At 61.5% G+C, this 19,984-nt stretch carries 20 protein-coding genes; 15 read left to right on the forward strand and 5 right to left on the reverse strand.

Annotation, left to right across the window (positions count from 1 at the left end; all coding sequences use genetic code 11):
* Nucleotides 1-393: 393 nt before the first annotated feature.
* The 13 genes from HX823_RS22615 (at nt 394) to HX823_RS22675 (ending at nt 12,628) form a co-directional block, all read left to right on the forward strand.
* Entirely contained in the window at nt 394-987 is a 594-nt protein-coding gene (locus tag HX823_RS22615) for a transposase (protein WP_028619777.1), read from the forward strand.
* A gap of 59 nt (nt 988-1,046) precedes the next feature.
* A complete protein-coding gene (locus HX823_RS22620; protein ID WP_038850813.1) occupies nt 1,047-2,630 on the forward strand; it encodes a ShlB/FhaC/HecB family hemolysin secretion/activation protein in 1,584 nt (527 codons plus the stop codon).
* Nucleotides 2,631-2,654: 24 nt separating this feature from the next.
* Nucleotides 2,655-4,454, forward strand: coding sequence for a DUF2341 domain-containing protein (locus HX823_RS22625; protein WP_177076797.1), 1,800 nt, complete (start codon nt 2,655-2,657; stop codon nt 4,452-4,454).
* Between the two features lie 11 nt (nt 4,455-4,465).
* Nucleotides 4,466-4,891, forward strand: a complete 426-nt coding sequence (locus HX823_RS22630; protein WP_016980095.1) for a biopolymer transporter ExbD — start codon at nt 4,466-4,468, stop codon at nt 4,889-4,891.
* Nucleotides 4,892-4,894: 3 nt separating this feature from the next.
* Nucleotides 4,895-5,599 (forward strand): energy transducer TonB, encoded by a 705-nt coding sequence (locus HX823_RS22635; RefSeq protein ID WP_177076799.1) that lies wholly within the window; start codon nt 4,895-4,897, stop codon nt 5,597-5,599.
* 42 nt (nt 5,600-5,641) lie between these two features.
* On the forward strand, nt 5,642-7,342 hold the full coding sequence (locus tag HX823_RS22640; RefSeq protein ID WP_177076801.1) for a putative porin: 1,701 nt from the start codon (nt 5,642-5,644) through the stop codon (nt 7,340-7,342).
* Between the two features lie 18 nt (nt 7,343-7,360).
* Complete coding sequence (locus HX823_RS22645) at nt 7,361-7,987, forward strand: hypothetical protein (protein WP_038850805.1); 627 nt, start codon at nt 7,361-7,363, stop codon at nt 7,985-7,987.
* Nucleotides 7,988-8,007: 20 nt separating this feature from the next.
* Nucleotides 8,008-8,460: a YbjN domain-containing protein gene (locus HX823_RS22650; protein ID WP_080642458.1), complete on the forward strand. Its 453-nt coding sequence runs from the start codon at nt 8,008-8,010 to the stop codon at nt 8,458-8,460.
* On the forward strand, nt 8,457-9,398 hold the full coding sequence (locus tag HX823_RS22655) for a peptidylprolyl isomerase (RefSeq protein ID WP_177076803.1): 942 nt from the start codon (nt 8,457-8,459) through the stop codon (nt 9,396-9,398). The genes HX823_RS22650 and HX823_RS22655 overlap by 4 nt, the downstream gene beginning before the upstream one ends.
* Before the next feature lie 51 nt (nt 9,399-9,449).
* The gene (locus HX823_RS22660; RefSeq protein ID WP_177076805.1) at nt 9,450-10,436 is read left to right on the forward strand and encodes a LysR family transcriptional regulator; all 987 of its coding nucleotides are present in this window, start codon (nt 9,450-9,452) and stop codon (nt 10,434-10,436) included.
* Between the two features lie 105 nt (nt 10,437-10,541).
* Complete coding sequence (locus HX823_RS22665; protein WP_177076807.1) at nt 10,542-11,096, forward strand: histidine phosphatase family protein; 555 nt, start codon at nt 10,542-10,544, stop codon at nt 11,094-11,096.
* 45 nt (nt 11,097-11,141) lie between these two features.
* The gene (cobF, locus tag HX823_RS22670) at nt 11,142-11,897 is read left to right on the forward strand and encodes a precorrin-6A synthase (deacetylating) (protein ID WP_177076808.1); all 756 of its coding nucleotides are present in this window, start codon (nt 11,142-11,144) and stop codon (nt 11,895-11,897) included.
* Between the two features lie 11 nt (nt 11,898-11,908).
* Nucleotides 11,909-12,628, forward strand: coding sequence for an alpha/beta hydrolase (locus HX823_RS22675; protein ID WP_028619789.1), 720 nt, complete (start codon nt 11,909-11,911; stop codon nt 12,626-12,628).
* 131 nt (nt 12,629-12,759) lie between these two features.
* Here HX823_RS22675 and HX823_RS22680 read toward each other — a convergent pair whose 3' ends face one another.
* Both HX823_RS22680 and HX823_RS22685 read right to left on the reverse strand, forming a co-directional pair.
* Nucleotides 12,760-13,314, reverse strand: coding sequence for a hypothetical protein (locus HX823_RS22680; RefSeq protein ID WP_038850794.1), 555 nt, complete (start codon nt 13,312-13,314; stop codon nt 12,760-12,762).
* A gap of 72 nt (nt 13,315-13,386) precedes the next feature.
* Nucleotides 13,387-15,195, reverse strand: a complete 1,809-nt coding sequence (locus HX823_RS22685; RefSeq protein ID WP_177076810.1) for a monovalent cation:proton antiporter-2 (CPA2) family protein — start codon at nt 15,193-15,195, stop codon at nt 13,387-13,389.
* A gap of 186 nt (nt 15,196-15,381) precedes the next feature.
* Here HX823_RS22685 and HX823_RS22690 point away from each other — a divergent pair, with 186 nt between their 5' ends.
* Both HX823_RS22690 and HX823_RS22695 read left to right on the forward strand, forming a co-directional pair.
* Nucleotides 15,382-15,687: an XRE family transcriptional regulator gene (locus HX823_RS22690; protein WP_177076812.1), complete on the forward strand. Its 306-nt coding sequence runs from the start codon at nt 15,382-15,384 to the stop codon at nt 15,685-15,687.
* Between the two features lie 32 nt (nt 15,688-15,719).
* Nucleotides 15,720-16,616 (forward strand): LysR family transcriptional regulator, encoded by an 897-nt coding sequence (locus tag HX823_RS22695; RefSeq protein ID WP_371317977.1) that lies wholly within the window; start codon nt 15,720-15,722, stop codon nt 16,614-16,616.
* Here the strand turns inward: HX823_RS22695 and HX823_RS22700 are convergent.
* The 3 genes from HX823_RS22700 to asnB form a co-directional block, all read right to left on the reverse strand.
* Nucleotides 16,606-17,007: a RidA family protein gene (locus HX823_RS22700; protein WP_038850786.1), complete on the reverse strand. Its 402-nt coding sequence runs from the start codon at nt 17,005-17,007 to the stop codon at nt 16,606-16,608. The genes HX823_RS22695 and HX823_RS22700 overlap by 11 nt on opposite strands.
* A gap of 82 nt (nt 17,008-17,089) precedes the next feature.
* The gene (locus tag HX823_RS22705; RefSeq protein WP_038850783.1) at nt 17,090-17,992 is read right to left on the reverse strand and encodes an EamA family transporter; all 903 of its coding nucleotides are present in this window, start codon (nt 17,990-17,992) and stop codon (nt 17,090-17,092) included.
* A 53-nt stretch (nt 17,993-18,045) separates the two neighbouring features.
* Complete coding sequence (gene asnB, locus HX823_RS22710; RefSeq protein ID WP_177076814.1) at nt 18,046-19,950, reverse strand: asparagine synthase (glutamine-hydrolyzing); 1,905 nt, start codon at nt 19,948-19,950, stop codon at nt 18,046-18,048.
* Between the last annotated feature and the right edge of the window lie 34 nt (nt 19,951-19,984).

Genomic DNA, 19,984 nt, shown 5'->3' on the forward strand with positions numbered 1-19,984 from the left:
GGCAGGGATTTGGGGGATAAACCGGCAGGGATGCCGGTTGAGGCGCCCCGCGCGTTGGAGGGCACTTGGCGGCGGCCCCCCAAATCACTGTCGAATTACGGGTATACCGAGCCTGGGCTGGGTACCGGGTGTTGGGGAAAGACCCCTTTGGTTACTGTGGGGCTTTTCCAAAGTAGCCCGCTGTAAGGGCGGAACCAATAGCAGCCGTTACCTAAACAACGGATATACACACCACCAAGAATTGCCCCCCACCCAATCCAAAATGAAGCTTTCATGACAAAAGTTCGGTAGCCCCCGACCACTCCCGTCTCCTCTGTGTAACGCGCTTGAGCCCACCAGAACGTTGGGCTTTTCAGCCGCAAGCAGGATGCCAGGAGTGGGGCGATGGGAACTATGGAACGTTACTCGAAAGTCGGCATGCAGGAGCTCGACCAGCGCCTGTCAAAGATCGTCGAAGCCGCGCGCAAGAAGCCGGTGTCGGTCTATCGCTACGGCGCACCCTGGGTCTGGATCGTCTCCCAGGAAGACTGGCAAGGCGCTCGCAAGGAAGTCTCCAGCTACATCCCGGCAGGCCATTCCCTGGTGCTGCTGCGCCCACAGATCGACGAAGTGCTCGACCAGCACCGTGACTGGCTCACCGCCGAACCCGCGATGTCGATCGCCCCGCACACCGTGCTGCAGATCCTGCTGCTGCAACTGCTGTACTCGGTGCCCAGCGAACAACAGCTGCATGAACAGCTGAACTACAACCTGCTGTTTCGCTGGTTCGTCGGCCTGGATCTCAACCAAAAGGTCTGGAGCATTCACGTACTGACCCGCGACATCGCCACGCTGCTGAACAACCCGCGTGCGGTGCAACTCATCCAGAAAATCATTGGTGACGTGTTTTGTGGCGCCTTGCTGCACATGCCGGAGTTCTCGTTGAACTTCGCCCTGTTGCACACCTGGCTGGCACGCCACGGCAGCACTTCGATCACCAGCAATTGAGCAGGCCGCACGCCGGGCTTGCGGCGACGGCGCAAAAAATCAGACAGTCAGGGGGCGGTGTGGAGCATCTGTTCAAATTAACGTTGGCGCTGTGTTGCGTGACGCTGGGGAGCCTGGCGCAACCGGTGTTGGCCGAGGAGGAAGAGGGTGCGCGTAAGGTCGACGTCAACGAGTACTTCGTGCGCGGCAATACGGTGCTGGATGCGGCGACGATCGAGGAGGCGGTGTATCCGTTCCTGGGGCCGCAAAAGACCTTGGGCGATATCGAAGGCGCGCGCGATGCGTTGCAGAAGATCTACCAGTCGCGTGGCTATCAGTCGGTGTTTGTCGAGTTGCCGGAGCAGAAGGTCGATGACGGTATCGTCTACCTGCAGGTCAGCGAGACCAAGGTCGGCCGTGTGCGCGTGGTCGGTGCCAAGCACTATTCGCCGGTGGAAATCCGCGAGCAGGTGCCGGCCCTGGAGGAGGGCGCGGTGCCGGACTTTGCCACGGTGCAAACCCAGTTGGCGGGCCTCAATCGCGGCGCTGGGCGCCAGGTCACGCCGCTGGTGCGCGAGGGCCAACGCCCCGGCACCATGGATGTGGATTTGCAGGTGGAAGACCAGAACCCCTGGCACGCCAGTATCGGCCTGAACAACGACTACAGCGCCGACACCGAAAAGCTGCGCTCGGTGGCGACCCTGGGGTACGACAACCTCTGGCAACTGGGTCACAGCATTTCCCTGACCTACTTCACCGCGCCCCAGGACACCGAGAATGCCAAGGTCTGGTCGGGCTCCTACAGCGCGCCATTGGATGAGCGCTGGACCTTGCAGTTCTCCGGTTACCAGTCCGACAGCAACATCGCCACCATCGGCGGCAGCAACGTGTTGGGCAAGGGCCATTCCTATGGCGTGTCGGCCATCTATAACCTGCCGGCGGCGGGCAACTGGGCCAACTCGTTCTCGTTTGGTGTGGACTTCAAGGATTTCGACGAACAGATGAAGTTCGGTTCCAGCAGCGACCAGGTGCCCCTCAAATACGCGCCATTCACCTTCGGCTACAACGGCTTTCGCTACACCGAACAAGCGCAGTTGGGCCTGGGCTTGAACCTGGTGGTGGGTACTCGCGCGTTCTTCGGCTACGGCAGCGATGCCGAAGAGTTCGAGTACAAACGCTACAAGGCCAGCGCCAGTTTTGCCGTGCTCAAGGGCGACCTGAATTACACCTACACCTTCGCCAACGACTGGCAGTCGGCAACCAAGGGCGGCTTCCAGCTGGCGTCGGGGCCGCTGGTGTCCAACGAGCAGTATTCCGCCGGCGGCGCCACATCGGTGCGCGGTTACCTCGCGGCGGAGCGCACCGGGGATGAGGGGTACTTGCTCTCCCAGGAACTGCGCACGCCGTCGCTGGCCAAGTTCCTTGGCAGTTACGTGCAGGAGTGGCGCTTCTACGCGTTCGCCGAAGGGGCACGCATGCGCCTGCACGACCCGCTGCCCGAGCAAGAAGACGAATACAGCCTGGCCAGTGTCGGCCTGGGCACCCGCGCCAGTTTGAGCAAATGGTTGTCCGGCAGCCTGGATTGGGGCTACCCGCTGCTCAATGGACCGAACACCCAGAAACAGGACTCGCGACTGCACTTCAGTGTGCAGGCGACTTTCTGACTTTTTCTTCCGGAGACTTCACCCATGCAACGCCTATTCCTGAGCCTGTTGATCTGCCTGGGCTTCACGCTCCCGGCCACCGCCCATGCCTGGTGGCAGGACGACTGGCACTACCGCAAACAGATTTCGGTGGACACCACCGCCCAAGGCGCCGCGATCAACCAGGCCCTGGGCCGTACCGCGCTGCTGGTGCGCCTGCACACGGGCAACTTCACCTTTGATGGGGTCAAGGATGACGGCGCCGACCTGCGTTTTGTGAGTGCCGACGACAAGACCGTGTTCAACCACCAGATCGAAAGCTTCGACCCGTTGATGGGCATGGCGCTGATCTGGGTCGATGTGCCCAAGGTCGAAGGCGGCCAGCGCCAGGACCTGTGGATGTACTACGGCAACCAGAAGGCCCCGGCCACCGCCAACGGCCAGCTGACGTTCGACCCGAACTACACCGCGCTCTACCATTTTGACGGGGCCAACGGCACACCGGCCCGCGACACCACGGCCTACGCCAACACCGCGTTGAACGCCACCGGTGCGAGCATCGACGGTGTGATCGGCCGTGCCTTGCAGTTCAGCGGTCAACCGCTGATGTTGCCGGCCAGCCCTTCGCTGCAACACGCTGCGGGTGGCGCGTTCACCTTCAGCGCCTGGTTGCGCCTGGACCAGGCCAGTGGCGAACAAGTCGTGCTTGCCCGCCGCGATGGCCCCCATAGCCTGTTGCTGGGCTTGAACCAAGGCATGCCGTTCGTGGAAGTCGACGGCCAGCGCGCCGTGTCGAGCCAACCGCTGAACCCCGGCCAATGGCAGCACCTGGCGTTCACCGCCGAGGGTGACAAGGTCTCGCTGTATGTGAATGGCCGCGAAACCGCCATCCTGGCCGTTGCCTTGCCGGCGTTTAATTCCCAGCTGGCCATTGGTGCCGATTTGCCGGAAGCGGGCAGCACGCCCCTGCCGTTTGCCGGGGCCATCGATGAACTGCGTCTGTCCAAGGTAGCGCGTCCGGCGGCACTGTTGCTGGCCGATGCCAGCGCCCAGGGCGCCGAGTCGAAACTGGTGGCCTATGGTGTCGATGAAGAACAGTCCGGCTTCGGTTTCGGCAGCTTGGGCTTCTTGCTCAACGCGGTGCCGGTGGATGCCTGGGTGATCATCCTGGTGCTGGTGGCGATGATGTTCCAATCGTGGGTCATCATGCTGCGCAAGAACCGTCAGGTCAGCCGCGTGAGCAGCGCCAACGAGGTGTTCCGCGAGCATTTTGCGCAGATCGGCACGCGCCTGGAGATGTACGCCGACGACGCCCAGTTGGGTGAACGCCTGGCCCATTCTTCGCTGTGGCGCCTGTACCTGGTGGCGGTCAAGGAGATCCGCACCCGGCGTGCCCAGGGCGCCGACACCTCGTCGGTCTCGGCCGCGACCATCGAAGCCATCCGCTGCTCCATGGACGGCGTGCGCACCCGCGAAAACCAGGCGCTCAGCTCCAAACTCTCGACCCTGTCCAACGCCATTGCCGGCGGCCCGTACATCGGCCTGCTCGGCACCGTGCTGGGGATTATGGTGGTGTTCCTCGGCACGGCCATGGCCGGCGATGTGAACATCAACGCGATTGCCCCCGGTATGGCGGCGGCACTGCTGGCCACGGCCATGGGCCTGTTTGTCGCGATCCCGGCGTTGTTTGGCTACAACCGCCTGATCACGCGCAACAAGGAAGTCAGCGCGGACATGCGTGTGTTTGTCGACGAGTTCATCACTCGCCTGGCGGAGATGCACGGCGAGAGCCAGCACAGTGAAGCCGCGCACCGTCGTGACCATCACGCCGCTGTTCCGGCCTGAGGAGATCTGCCATGGCTTCCGTAAATACCTCCCACGACGATGACGATGATGCCGCCGTCGACAGCATCAACATCACGCCCCTGGTGGACGTGCTGATGGTGGTGCTGGTGATGTTTATCCTCACCGCCACCGCCCAGGTCTCGGGCATCCAGATTCACCTGCCCAAGGCCAGCGCCTCGGTGTCGTTGTCGGAGGCCAAGACCAAGGCCATCTCCGTGAACGACGGTGGCCAGGTGTTCCTCGACGCCTACCCGGTGACCCTCGGCGAGCTGGAAGAACGCCTGCGCATCGAGAAAGCATTGAACCCGGATTTCCCGGTGATCGTGCGTGGCGATGCGATGGTGCAGTACCAGAAGGTGATCGAAGTGCTCGACCTGCTGCGTCGGCTGGAGCTGTCCCAGGTCGGGTTGGTTACCGGCAAACCGAGTCAGGGCTGAGACATGACTGCACAGATCCCGATCTCACCGCTGCCCGTGAAAAAGAAGCCGCCGTTGCGCCCATTGAAGTGGGGTGCCGGCCTGTTGCTGGGCACCGTGGCGGCCTGGTGCTTGTGGCAATGGGCCAATGACATGAGCGGCGTGCGCCGCGAAGCGCCGAAGGTGCCGACGATCATCCCGTTGCCGCCGCCACCGCCACCACCGCCGGAAAAGCCCAAGGAGCCTGAGCCCCAGGTCGAAGAAAAAATCCCGGAACCGGTGCCGAGCCCCGAACCCGAGGAGGTCAAGCCCGCCGAGGAAGCGCCGCCTTCGCCTAACGAAGACCTGGCCAACCCGATGCAGATCGATGGCGACGCGCAGTCCGGCAATGACGGTTTCAATATCGGCGCCGGCAAGGGCGGCGGCATGGCCGGCAGTGGCGGCGGCGGGTTGGGGACGGGCACCTACAAGCAGTACCTGGCCGGCACCTATCAGCGGCTGATGCGCGAAGACCCTGAGCTGCGCAAGAAGGCCTTCTCGATCCAGATAGACCTGTGGTTGGGCGCCGAAGGCCAGGTCACCAAAGCCTTGGTGGCCAAGTCCAGCGGTGATGCCGAGACCGACGCGCAGATGCTCGCCTTGATCCAGGCACCGCGCGCCACACAAAAGCCGCCGGCGTCGTTGACGCTGCCCATGCGCCTGTCGCTCAAGGGCCGGCGCCCGGATTGAACAAACCCTATTTCAACGGTTTTTTACAGGAGTTGCGTACACATGATTTCCCCCGTGAATCGACTGACCCTGGCGGTCGGCATGGTCATCGCGACCCTGGTCGGCCAGGCGGCTGCAGCCCCGGTCGCACCCTCGGAAAACGTCACCATCAACCTGATCCGCCTATTGGTGCAGCAAGGCGTGCTGACCCAGGACACCGCCAACGGCCTGATCGCCCAGGCTGAAAAAGAGGCCCAGCAGGCACGCCAAGCCAATGCCGCGCCAGTGGTGGCCGCAGGCCCGGCTGCAGCGCCGGGTGATGTGCGTGTGCAATACGTGCCGCAGGCGGTGAAGGATCAGATCCGCGACCAGGTCAAGGCCGAGGTCATGGCCACTGCCAAGCAGGAAAACTGGGCCCAGCCCAATACCTTCCCGGACTGGGTCTCGCGCATCAGCTTTGATGGCGATATCCGCTTGCGGGACGAGTCGCGTTACTTCTCGGGCAACAACAGCAACGAGATCGTCGACTACGCCAAGCTCAATGAAAGCGGTCCGTACGACACCAACAAGGATACCAATACAAAGCTGCCGCCTTTGCTCAACACCACCAAGGACCGCGAAAACCTGTTCCGCCTGCGCGCGCGCCTGGGCATGAAAGCGGTGCTGTCACCCGACTGGACGGCCGGCATCCGTGTGGGCACCGGCTCTGACAACAACCCGGTGTCCACCACCCAGACCCTGGGCGGCGGCTTTGGCAAGAAAGACATCTGGCTCGACCAGGGCTACCTGAGCTGGAAGGCCACCCCGGACGTGAGCCTCACCGCCGGGCGTTTCGCCAACCCGTTCTACTCCACGGACATGATGTATTCGGGCGACCTGAACTTCGACGGTATCGCCGCCAATTTCAACCACGCCCTGAACAGCCAGTGGGGCCTGTTCGGCACCTTGGGTGCGTTCCCGGTGGAGTACACCTCCGACTCGGCCAGCAGCAATGGCTTCGACAAGGAAGACAGCGAGACCAAGTGGCTGTTTGGCGGGCAGATCGGCGCCAACTGGAAGATCAACCGCGAAAACAGCCTCAAGGGCGCAGTGGCCTACTACCACTTTGACGATATCGAAGGTAAGCGCTCCGGCGCCTGCCAGCCGTGGTCCGGGCAGCCGGCGTGTGACAGCGACGGCTCGCGCCTGGCCTTCATGCAGAAGGGCAACAGCGTGTTCCTGCTGCGCGACATCACGCCGAATCCGGCCACTCCGGGCCTGACCCCGCAACCGCAGTTCGTCGGCCTGGCATCCAAGTTCGACGTGCTCGACCTGAACCTGGCCTGGGATGCCGAGCTGCCCAGCGATTTCAAGCTGCGCACCCAAGGCAACTTCATCCACAACCTGGCCTACGACAAGGGCGAGATGCTCAAGCGCAGCGAAGGCGAGATCGTCAATAACATCAACAGCAAGGGCCAGTTTGAAAGTGGCGGCAATGCACTGATGGTCTCGTTCACCCTCGGCAGCGCGCTGGAAATGCGCAAGCGCGGTGATTGGAACGTGTTGGCCGGCTACAAATACATCCAGCCTGACGCATTGCCTGATGGCTTCAACGATTCGTCGTTTCACCTGGGCGGCACCAACGCCAAGGGTTATTTCATTGGCGCCAACTACGGCATCGAAAAGAACATCTACGCCAGTGCGCGTTGGTTGAGCGCGTCCGAAGTGTACGGCGCGCCGTTCGAAGTCGATGTGATGCAACTGGAACTCAACACGCGCTTTTGATGCGCACGGAGATGCCACATGAACACGCGAATCTGCGGGCTGCTCCTGGTGTTTGTTGCCACGGCAGCGTCGGCTGAAGGCATGGAGGAACGCTTGCGCACGCAACTGCGCAGCACCACCCAGCAATTGCAGGCCCTGCAAAGCGAACAGGCCCAGGCCAGCGCTGCGCGCATTGCCGCCGAAAACCAGGCCAAGCAGGCCCAGGTGCAAATAAAACAACTGACGGCCGAGCTGGACAAGGCCCGTGGCGTGGCCGAGCAAATGGCCGGCCAGCAACAAAGCCTGCACAACCAGGCGCAAGCCCAGGTGACGGCGAGCAACGAGCAGATCGGCAAGTTCAAGAAGGCCTATGACGAACTGCTGGTGCTGGCCAAGGGCAAAGAGGCTGAGCGTGCGCGCTTGCAGGCACAACTGAGCGACCGTGACACACAAGTGCAGCAATGTTCAGTCAAGAATCAACAGATGTACGGCGTGGCCCAGCAGTTGCTCGCGGCCTACGAAAAAATCGACGTGGCCGAGGTGATGAGTATCCGCCAGCCCTTCGCCAGCAGCGCGCGGGTCAAGTTCGAGGAACTGGCCCAGGGCTTTGGTGACGATTTGTACAAGAGCCGTTTCGATGCGCCCCAGGCAACCGCCAATCATTGATCGACAGGGAAGAAATCACCATGAGCGAATTGATCACCAGCGTCACCACTCAGAGCCTCACCGAGCTGTTGCAGGAAGCCGGTTACCGGGTCAATCAGACTGAACAAAATGGCATCGTGCAATTGCTCAGCGCCAGCCAGGGCATCGGTTTTGCGGTGCGCTTCGGCAACCCGGCGGCGGAGCAGGGTACGTATGTGGATTTCACCTACAGCTGCGCGCTGCGCATCCAGGGCGAATTGCCCGAAGGCCTGGCCCAAGTGTGGAACGCATCGCGACGTTTTGCGCGGTTGTCGGTGCAGGGCGAGTTTCTGTTGATGGAGATGGACGTGGTGGTAGCCGGCGTTGGCGCCACGCACCTGCGCAGCCAGTTGGAGCTGTGGGATCGCCTGTTGCAGGAATTCATCGTTTACCTGCGTGAATACAGCCAGCAGGCCGCGCAGTTGCAGGCTGAAGCCGAGGCGCCGGTACTGTGAAGAAACCAACCCTGATGGTCGGCGCGGGTGCGCTGGCCTTGCTGGTGGTGGCGGTGGGCTTGAGCCTGAGGCCGGGCAGCGACCCGGTGGCGGCGCAGCAACCGGCGCCGGTGATCAATCCTGTATCGGCCGGGCCGGCGGTGGCGCGCCTGGGCAATCAGCAGATCGACCTGACGGAACTGAAAACCGTCCTGGCCAGCCTGCCTGCCGAGTCCCGCGAGCAATTGCGCGGCAACCGTGGCGCGTTGGAAACCTGGATCCGTTCACGCCTGGCCCAAAAGGCCGTGCTTGAACAGGCCGACGCCCAGAGTTGGCGACAGCGCCCGGACGTGGAACAGCAGACCCGCGCCGCCGCCGAGCAGATCGTGTTTCGCGACTACATGCTCTCGGTCAGCCAGGTGCCGGCCGACTACCCGAGTGCGGCTGAGTTGCAGCAGGCCTACGACAGTGGCAAGGCGCAATGGGTGACACCGCCGTTGTACCGGGTGAGCCAGATTTTCCTGGCGACCAATGACCCGCAAACCGTCGACAACGTGCGCCGCCAGGCCCAGGAACTGAGCCGTCGTGCCCAGGCTGCGCCGGGTGATTTCGCCGCCCTGGCCACGCAGTTTTCCCAGGACACCGACTCCGCCGCACGCGGTGGCGACTCGGGCATGCAGCCTTTGCAACAGATGGTGCCGGAAGTCCGCAGTGTCGTGTCGCGCCTCAAGGTCGGCGCCGTGTCGGACGTGGTGCAGAGCGCGGCGGGGTTTCATGTACTCAAGCTCACGGGCCAGCAACCGGCGCGTAGCGCAACCCTCGACGAACTGCGCGAGCGCCTGACCCAGGCCCTGCGTGCCCAGCGCCAAGAGCAGATCGCCAAGGCCTACCTCGAAGGCATGCTCAACACCGCAACCCTGAGTATCGACGGCGCCGAGCTGAACAAGGTGCTGGAGTAACCCGCGTCAACCCGCATTGGATGCACAGACAGACAAGACAGGGAGTCTCCCATGGCATTTCTAGAACCGTCCGCCCCCCAGGGGCCGTCCTCTTATCGCGCCCCGACCGAGGGGCGCAGTAGCTGGCTGGCCCTGGCCCAGGAGATCGACCCGGAGGTGGCGCGCTACTTTCTGGTGAGTGCGCGCTGCGGCTGCTTCATGCAGGCGGCGCGCAGCCTGAATATCAAGGCAACGCTGTTACGCAAGCGCCTGGCGCAGCTTGAAGAACATCTGCGGCATTCGCTGTTCAGTTACCAGGGCAGTGGTTTGGTGCTCAGTCGCGATGGCCAGCAGTTGCAGGCCCAATTGATTGCCCTGGCCCATGAACGGCGGTTGCCGGTCACCGAGCAGCCGTTGATTCGGCTGGCAGTGGCCGAACCGATCCTGCATGACATCCTTGGGCGTGACCTGATCGCCTTGTTGCGGCGCAACGCCAGCGTGCGCCTGGAGATCATTTCCATCGACAGCCAGTTGTCGCTGCAAGCGGTGGATGTCGATGTGGTGCTGTGGCTGTCGGACGCCGCCGGCCCGGTGCCTGGCCCGAGCTTCGCCACCGAGCCGCCACAGGCCCTGGCACGTTTGCAGTACTTGCCGCATATCGCCAAGCGATATTCGCGGCTGACCACACGGCCGGACAGCGTGGAAGACCTTGACGACTACATGCTGGTGCAGTGGCAACCTGATGCGCAGGTGGGCGCGTTGCAGGCATGGAATCAGGTGGTGCAGCAGCGCCTGGCGGCGGTGGTGCAGGTGCACGCGTATTCGCTGATGTTGGAGATGATCCGCTGTGGCGCATGCATTGGCTTGCTGCCGCATTACATGAGCAGTTTTGACCGGGGCCTGGTGGCGTTGCCGGGGTTGCTGGACGAGAGCATGCAGCGGCAGGTGTGGCTGGCGGTGAATGCGCAAGTGGGAGATGTGGAGGCGGTGCGGATGATTGTGGAGTTGATCATTGGCACGTTTGAGGGACGACGCGAGTGGTTTGATTTTCAGGTCTAATGCTCCCACAGAAAAGCAGGCTGGCAAGCCTGATTTCTGTGTTGCGCCCCAGCGCTAACTGCGCCAGTCTTGGAACCTTATCTTCTTGGTCTCAAGCACTCTGCAATGCACACCACTCGTTTGACGCTCATTTGCCATGCCGTCACGCCTCTGCAAAAACAGGGGCGTTTTCCCGATGACGAGGCGTTGGCGATGGATTGGCAGGGCAAGGCGTTGTCGCTGACTGGTCGCTACAAGAAAACCCGGCGCCTGTTATGTGGTCCGGAGGCCAGGGCTCGGCAGACGGCAGGCTTGTTCGGTGCTGACGGGGTGATCGAGGCCGCGTTGCGCGACGCTGATTTCGGGCAGTGGAGGGGCCAGGACATCGGCCAGCTGAAGAGTGATCAGCTGAACACCTGGCTCACCGACGCCACGTGCTCGCCCCACGGTGGCGAGTCGGTGGAGCAGATCTGCCTGCGGGTGGCTGAGTGGATGAAAACCCTCGAATCCCAGCCCGGCCATGTCGTGGCCATCACCCATCCCTTTGTGATTCGTGCCGCGATGTGGCACGCCATGCAGTTTCCGCTGTCGATGTTCTACAGGATCGACGTCGAACCGCTGTCCGCCACCGAGCTGCGCTTCAACAATGTCTGGCGCCTGCGCCTGGAAACTCACGCCTAGGCACGTGAACATGGCAAAATCCACGCCCCGCAATGAGAGCAACCCATGAAACGCATCCTGATCATCGGCATTGGCGCCGGAAACCCTGACTACATCACGATGCAGGCCGTGAAGGCGCTCAACCGCACCGACGTGTTTTTCCTGATGGACAAGGGCCAGAGCAAAGACAAGTTGATCGACCTGCGTCGCGAGATCTGCGAGACCTATATCACCGAGCCCGGCTACCGTTTCGTCGAGGCCGATTGCCCCGAGCGGGTTCGCGGCGAGATCGACTACACCACCGCCGTGCAGGACCTCAACCGCGACAAGCAGCAGACCTTCGAACGCATGATCAACGAAGAAATGGCTGACGGTGAAGTGGGCGCTTTCCTTGCCTGGGGCGACCCTGCGCTGTACGACAGCACCATCCGCATCTTGCAGGCGATTCTTGCCAGTGGCCGCAGTGAGTTCGAGTTCGAAGTGATCCCGGGTATCACCAGTGTGCAAGCCTTGGCTGCCCAGCACAAAGTACCGCTGAACCGTATTGGCAAGTCCGTTGAGATCACTACCGGGCGCCGTTTGGCGGCGGGGCAGGCGAGTGATGCCGACACGTTGGTTGTAATGCTCGACGCCGAAGACTCCTACCGCAGCGTGGCGGATCAAGACCTGGACATCTATTGGGGCGCCTACCTGGGCACACCGGATGAGATCCTGATCAGCGGCAAAGTCAGTGACGTCGCAGAAGAAATCGAACGGGTGCGCAAGGCCGCGCGCCTGGGCAATGGCTGGATCATGGACACTTATCTGTTACGTAAACCCTGAGGTGATGCCCCATGCTCAAACTGGTTGCCCTGGCGCTGACGCTGGTCGTCGGTACCGCCCATGCCGACGAGAGGTTGCATACGGACTTGCCGCTGTCTTACCTGGAACAAACCCAGGGTGATGCACGCAACCAGCCGCTGGTGATTTTCCTGCACGGGTTTGGCAGCAACGAGGAAGATCTGTTCGGCATCAAGGACGCGCTGCCCTCCACGTGGACTTACTTGTCGGCCCGTGCGCCAATGCCAGTGGATTCCCACGGTTATCGCTGGTTTACCAAGATACCCGGCAACGGCGATTACGATGGCGAGACGGCGGACCTGCAACGCAGCGCCCAGTTGATCGAAGACTTTGTCGGCAAAGCCACCGCCAAATATCACACCCAACCGGATCGGGTGTTCCTGGTGGGTTTCAGCCAGGGGGCGATCATGTCCTATGAGGTGGGCCTGCGCCGGCCGGAACTGCTGCGCGGCATTGCGGCGTTGAGCGGCAGCGTGCTCCCGGTGCTCAAGGCTGAACTGAAGCCGGATGCGTCATTGGGCAAATTGGCGATTTTTATCGGCCATGGCACCTTGGACCAGGCGCTGCCCTATGTGTCGGGGACGCGGGCGAATGAGGTGTTGACGGGGTTGGGGTTGAAGCCGGAGTTTCATGGGTATCCCGGCATGCCGCATACCATCAGCGAGGCGGAAGTGCAGGACCTGAAAGCCTGGCTGGAAAAAAGCCTGAAATAAACACCGTTAAGAAATGTGGGAGCGGGCTTGCTCGCGAATGCGGTAGGTCAGTCGAAACATCGGTGACTGACACACTGCATTCGCGAGCAAGCCCGCTCCCACTTTGGTTATGTGTTGCTTGGTAGATCGGGTTATTTGCCGCCGGTAATCTGCTTCACCAACGCCGCATGCCCCTTGGCATCATCCGCCCGCGAAATCGCCTGGATCACCAGCAGGTGATTACCCGAACCACCGAGGAACGTGGAGTTCAGCGTCTTGCCGCCGCCTTGGGTGGCGGTGCTGTCCACTTGACGCAGGCCCAAACCCTTGAACGTCAGTTTCTTCTCGCTTTGTTTCTTGAAGTCCGGCAGCGCTGCGCTCTGGTCCTTGACGAACCCGGCCACGGCGCCATCGAGGAATTGCGCGTCGTTATCGCCGATGGTTACCCCGTCGTTACGTACGGTTTCGGCGACGATCACCACACTTTTTGTGGTCTGGTTGGCGTACATCGTGCCTTGGGTATCGGCGGTACCATCTTCAGCCTTGCCAGCCGGCAGGGTGTCGGCGGCGTAGGCCTTGGGCAAGTTGAAGGTGAACTTACCATTCAAGGTGGAGATGGTTTGCGTGGTCGGCTTGGAAGCGGCGAATGCGCTGCCAGCGGCCAACGCGAGGGCCAGCAGGACGGCGGTCTTGGTGAAAGTGGCCATGAAACGCTCCAGGGGTGAACGAAATTGCGCCGTATTCTGTCAGAATTTTCGCAAAATCGTTCATCCATAGCCTCACACCTTGTCGGACTCTTCCTCAAGTCGGTCCATCTCAAACAGCCGCGCCAGTTCTGCCCGGGCTTCCTGGGCGGTTTGCATCACTTTGGCGGCATCGTCGTACACCGCATGTTGCGCGGCCAGCAGTTGCAGGTCGTGGTTCTTGAAGCGGGTGATGCGCGCATCGGCCTGGGCCTGGCTCAAACCCAGGCCGACCAAGGTGCGGCGGCTCATTTCCAGGCTGGAGTAAAAGGTCTCGCGAATCGGTGACGCGTCCAGGTCCACCAGGCGGTGCACGTGCTGGCGGTTACGGGCGCGGGCGATGATTTTCATGTGTGGGTAGAGGTTACGCACCAGCTCGGCGGTCTTGATGTTGATCTCCGGGTCGTCCATGGCAATCACGAAGAATTCCGCTTGGTCGACCTTGGCCGCATGCAGGATCTCAGGGCGTTGCGGGTCACCGTAGAACACCGGCATGCCGCCGAAGCTGCGGGTCAGCTCGATGGTTTCCACCGAGGTGTCCAAGGCGATGAACGAGATGTTCTGCGCACGCAGGATCCGCGCTACGATCTGGCCCATACGGCCCATGCCGGCGATGACCACGCGGGGCGCATCGCTTTCGATGGTGCGGTATTCCTCGGGGATTTCCACCGGCTTGACCTTGGGCTTGAACAGCTTCGGGCACACCAGCAACAGCAGCGGTGTTACGGCCATGGAGAGGGTGATGGTCAGGACCAGGGTGTCGTACAGGTGCGGTTCGAACAGGCCTTGATCGCGGCCGATCTTGAACACCACGAAGGCGAACTCACCACCTGCCGCCAGCACCACGCCCAGGCGCAGGGCGCTTTCGCGATTGAGGTCACCCACCAGCCGGCCTACGGCGTAGAGCAAGGGCAGCTTCAAACCGATCAACAGCAGTGTCAGGCCGATCACCACCAGCGGCGAGCTGAGCAATAGGCTGAGGTTGGCACCCATGCCCACGCTGATAAAGAACAGGCCCAGCAGCAGGCCCTTGAACGGTTCAATCTGGGATTCCAGTTCGTGGCGGTATTCCGAGTCCGCCAGCAACAGGCCGGCGAGGAAGGCGCCGAGGGCCATGGACACGCCCACCAGCTCCATCAACCAGGCCGTGCCAATCACCACCAACAGTGCGGTGGCGGTGGATACTTCGCGCAGGCCGGTCTTGGCGACGATGCGGAACACCGGTCGCAACAGGTAACGGCCGCCGATGATCACCACGGCAATGCTGCCGAGAATCTGCAACACATGTTGCAGGCCCTGGGCTTCGGTGGTCGGGTGATCGCTGCCGGCCAGCAACGGCACCATGGCGATCAGCGGGATCGCGGCGATGTCCTGAAACAGCAGAATCGCAAAGGCCAGGCGGCCGTGGGGCTGGTTCAGCTCCTTGCGCTCGGCCAGGCTTTGCAGGCCAAACGCGGTGGACGACAGCGCCAGGCCCAGACCGAGCACGATCGCACTGTTCCACGACTGGCCAAACAGCCACAACGCCACCACGCCCATCACCAGGCCCGTGAGCAGCACCTGCGCCAGGCCGACGCCAAACACCGCCTTGCGCATCACCCACAACCGCTTGGGCGACAGTTCCAGTCCGATGATGAACAGCAGCAACACCACGCCCAATTCGGAAAATTGCGCGACGCTTTGCGGGTTGCCGACCAAACCGAGCACCGACGGCCCGATGATCACGCCAGCGAACAGATAGCCCAGCACCGCGCCCAGTTGCAGGCGCTTGGCCAGGGGCACGGTCAGCACGGCGGCGAGCAGGAACACCACGGCTGCTTGTAACAGGTTGCCTTCATGGGGCATTGCGAACTCCAGGATCTTTAAAGCCAATCAACAGGGGTGTATTAGAGCGCTTTTTACATTTCGAAAATTGTGTTTTTGAGCGGGGTGGGTTGAGACTCAGGTAAAACGCTTTTTGACAGGTTGAATTTTTTATTCCTTTGGTGGAATATTTTGGGAGGTCGAATTCTGGTGGGGAGGGCCGTCACCATGGCTAAGAAATTCGCTGAACTGCAAGCACGCATGACGCCGGAGTCCCGTGCCGAAGCCAAGTTGTTGTTTCAGCAGCACCTGCAGGAAATGCCACTGCATGAGTTGCGCAAAGCCCAGCAGTTGAGCCAGGCGAGCCTGGCCAAAGCACTGAACATCAACCAGGCGGCCGTCTCCAAGATGGAGCGGCGCACCGACATGTACATCAGCACATTGCGCGACTATATCCGTGCGATGGGCGGCGAGTTGGAGATTATTGCGACGTTTCCCGATGGTCAGGTCAAGATCGACAACTTTGCTTACTGAAAGCGCTTGTAGCTATCCAGAAGGTCATCCTTGTGAATCAACTTCTTGCCATGCGTGCCTTTGTTCGCGTCGTCGAAACCAGCTCATTCAGTCGTGCATCCGACCAGTTGGCACTGCCGCGCTCCACCGTGAGCAAGCTGATCACCGACCTTGAGAAACACCTGGGCATCAAGCTGATGCACCGCACCACGCGGGTTATGGCGCCCACGTCCGAGGGATTGGAGTATTACCAACATGCCCGGCGCCTGGTCGCAGAGTTGGACGAAGTGGACAGCGCCATTCGCGGGCAAGTCCTCAAACCCCGCGGGCATCTGCGGGTCGATGCCCCGGCGTCGTTTGCCAATTGCCTGCTGATTCCGGCGCTGGTGGATTTTCATCGCGAGTATCCCGATATCACCATCGCCTTGGGTATCAGTGATCGCGCGGTGAACATTGTGGGGGAGGGTGTGGATTGCGTGATCCGTGCCGGGAAGCTGGATGACATGGCGATAATCGGGCGCAAGGTGAGCGACCTGGAATATTTGACCTGCGCGGCCCCTGATTACCTGGAGCGCCGAGGTGTGCCGGTTTCCCCGGAGGATCTGGCGCTCAACCACCTCAAGGCCGGCTATTTTTTTGCCGGATCAGGTAAAGCGGAGCCACTGATTTTCGAACAGGGCGACAGGCGCATCGAAGTGGGCGATTGCGCCTATTCCACGAATGAAGGCAACGGCCTCAAGGAAATGCTGCTCGCCGGCCTGGGCGTCGGGCAGCATTTCAAAGCCATCGTTCAGTACTACGTGGACAACGGTCAATTGGTCAGTGTGCTACCGCAGTGGTCGCGTCCAGCCACGCCGCTGCACATCCTCTATCCACCCAATCGCCACCAGAGCGCGCGGCTCAAGGTGTTTGTCGAGTGGGTGATTCGCAGGTTCGGTGTCAGGGAATGATCGCGGTCACGCGGATTTCCACGCGCATGGTCGGCAGCCCCAGAGCCTCGACGCCGACTTGCGTCCAGATCGGCGCATGGTGGGGCATGTACTGGCGGTAGTGCTTGACCATCGCCTCGTTGACCTCGGGCGGGAAACCACCGACGTGGTAGGAGTTGACGTGAATCACGTGCTCCCAACTGGCGCCGGCAGTCGCGAGGGTGCGTTCCAGGTTGTGGAACGCCTGGGCGATCTCGTCGGCCAGGTCGGCGGGGATCTGGAGCTCATCGTCCCAGCCCCCTTGGCCTGAGGTTTCCACGCGATTACCGACTTTTACCGCCTGCGAGTAATGCAGGTGCTCGCGCATGTAATCGCCGTAGCCGGGGGTGACAAAAAATTCAGGCGTGCTCATGGTATTTCCTTGGGTTCAGTACAGGACTGGACCCAGGCTAAAGCACTCAATACGCGAACAAAATCCCGAATTTATGCCATGACTATCTATCCATATGGACAATCGTCTGCGGTTCCACGGGGGCTAGATTGACTGGTCTGCGGTACAGCCCCACCGCCAACCCGACGATAATGATCCCGATCGAGATCAGGTTCGGCGTAGAAATGCGCTCATCCAGAATCAGCATCGAGCTGGTGATGCCGAACACCGGAATCAGCAACGACAGCGGTGCCACGGTGGACACCGGGTACAGCTTGAGCAACGAGTTCCAGCCCCAGTAGGCAAAGTGCGTGGCCAGGTACACCTGGAACAGGATCGACAAAACCGCCGTCAGGTCGAGGCTGGCCTGCAAACCTTCGAACGCAGCGCTGCCGTGCATCAACCAGGCCGTGAGGAACAGTGGGATCGGCGGGATCAGGCTGGCCCACACCATGAACGAGAAGATCTCCTTGACCCCGGATTTCTTGATGATCACGTTGCCCACGCTCCAGGCCACCGCGCTGAGGACGATCAGCATGACGCCCAGCACCGCATGGTTGCCTTCCTGGGTCGAGATGATCCCCGCCAGGCCGATCAAGGCCAGCACGGCGCCGAGCATTTGCGCGCCACGGATTTTCTCCTTGAACAGCACAAAGCCCCAGCCCATGGTGAAGAACACGCTGAGCTGGATAATCAAAGAGGCGATACCGGGGCTCACGCCCACTTGGATGCCATAGTTGATCACGCCCCACATGCCCAGCCCGAAGATAAAGCCATAGGCCGCCACGTAGCTGAATTTGACGGCGGGGCGCTTGATAAAGAACACCAGGGGCAGGGCGGCAAGAGCGAAGCGGATACCCGTGAGTACAAACGGGTCGATGGCACGCAGGCCGAGCTTGGTGATGGGGAAGTTGACCCCCCATACCAGGGTGACGAGCACGGCAAGAGACAGATGTTTTTTCAGCATGGACCCTCCTTGGGTCAGGCGGCACACCGCAATCGCGAGGTGCCGCCGGGAAGTCAATTCAAGGCGAAGCGTTTTTGCATCAGGCACAGCCCGGCGATTTCCATCAGCAGGTTATCTGCCGAGGCGCGCTGTGCGGTGGACAAGCTTGGCAGGGTTGCCAGCAAGGCGCGTACTTTACGCGGATCGAAGAACGGCACGTTATGCAATGCCGGGCCGCTCAACACATCGTTGATCATTTCATACAGCTTCGATTGCGGGCTTTCGGATGCCGGCGGGGCGCGGAAGTACTGCTTCTTGCGATCCAGCACAGCCTGGGGCACATAAGGGCGCATGGCTTCGCGCAAGGCGTATTTCTCGGTGGCGCCGCGCACTTTCATGTTCACTGGCAGGCGGCACGCGGCCTCAATCACTTGGTGATCGAGCAGCGGCGGGCGGCCTTCCAGGCTGCCGGCCATTTCCATGCGGTCGCCCAGGGAGGTGAGCACCACGTTGGGCAGGCTGGACTTGGCGACCATATACAGCGAACGGTTGACCGGTTCCCAGCCATTGAGCGCCCGTGGGCTCAGGCGGTCGTAGAACTCACGATAGGCATCGGTGTTGCTGAAACGCTCACGGAAGTCATCGCTGTACAGCTGCGCCAGGGGGCCGAACAACGCCGACTGGGTTTGCAGCCAGGACACGCCGTGGCCCAGTTCGTCCTGCACCCATTTCACATCATTTTTGCCGCCGGGCAGGTAGCGATCTTCGCTGGCATGCAGGCGCCGGGTCAGTTCGGCAATCGCCGTCGGGTCCTGGTTTTCGTGGTTGTACAACACCATGTCGCGACGATAGTGCGGGTAGCCGCCGAAGACTTCGTCGGCACCTTCACCGGTCAGTACGGCGCGCATGCCCTGGTTCTGCACGTATTTGCACAGCAGGTACTTGGCCACGCTATGGGCGTTGGCGAAGGGCATTTCGGCGTGCCACAGGGCATTTTCGAAGTTATCCGCCATGTCGGAAGAGTTCACTGACAGCACGTTGAGGTGGGCACGGTTATGTCGGGCGGCCACTTCAGCGAATTGGCGCTCGTCGTAGGCCTGCTCGCCTTCGAAGGACAGGTGGAACGCCTGCAATGGCTGACCCGTCAGCTCGGTGGCAATCCCCAGCATGGCCGAGGAGTCGAGGCCGCCACTGAGGCACACGCCGACCGGTACATCGGCATGCAGGCGCAGGCGCACGGACTCTTCGATGGTGTTGCGCAGGGACTCGATCATCTCGGCTTCGCTGCGCTGTTCGGTGGCCTGGGCATCCGGGAAGTCCCAGTCCCAGTACTGTTCGGTTTGCAGGCCGCTTTCATCAGCGATGATCCAGCAACCCGGTTTCACGCTGCGAATGTTGTTGAAGACGGTACGGTCGCGCAGGATAAAACCGCGATTGGCGTAGGCTTCGTGGTCCCAGTGTGCGGGCACACCAGCGGCGAGCAAGGCTTTGATCTCGGAGGCGAAGTACCAGGCGCCCTCATGCTCGGTGTAGTACAGCGGCTTGACGCCCACCCGGTCACGCACGGCAAACAGCTTTTTGCGCAGGCGATCGAAGATCAGGATGGTGAACTCGCCGCGCAGTTGCTTGAGGCCACGTACGCCATGGCGACGGTACAGGTGCATGGCGATTTCGCTGTCGGACGAGGTCTTGAAGCGGCAACCGTAGCTTTCCAGTTCGGCGCGGATGCGTTGATAGTCATAGAACTCGCCGTTGACCATCATCACCAGGTCGCCTTCGTCGGCGACGATAGGCTGGGTGCCGTTACCCAGGCCGACCAGGCCCAGGCGCACATAACCAAAGGCGGCCTGGCCGTTGGGGTCGAACCACTGGCTGGAACTGTCCGGGCCGCGATGGTGGATGGCACGCAGGGCGGCATCGAACATGTTCGGGTTGAACGCACGAGGTTGTTTGGCAAAGACGCCAATGTATCCACACATGACAATTACTCTATTGAATTTGTATTGGTCAGCA

Origin of the sequence: Pseudomonas sp. P7759 (assembly GCF_013386445.1) — a bacterium.
GTDB lineage: Bacteria > Pseudomonadota > Gammaproteobacteria > Pseudomonadales > Pseudomonadaceae > Aquipseudomonas > Aquipseudomonas azotoformans_A.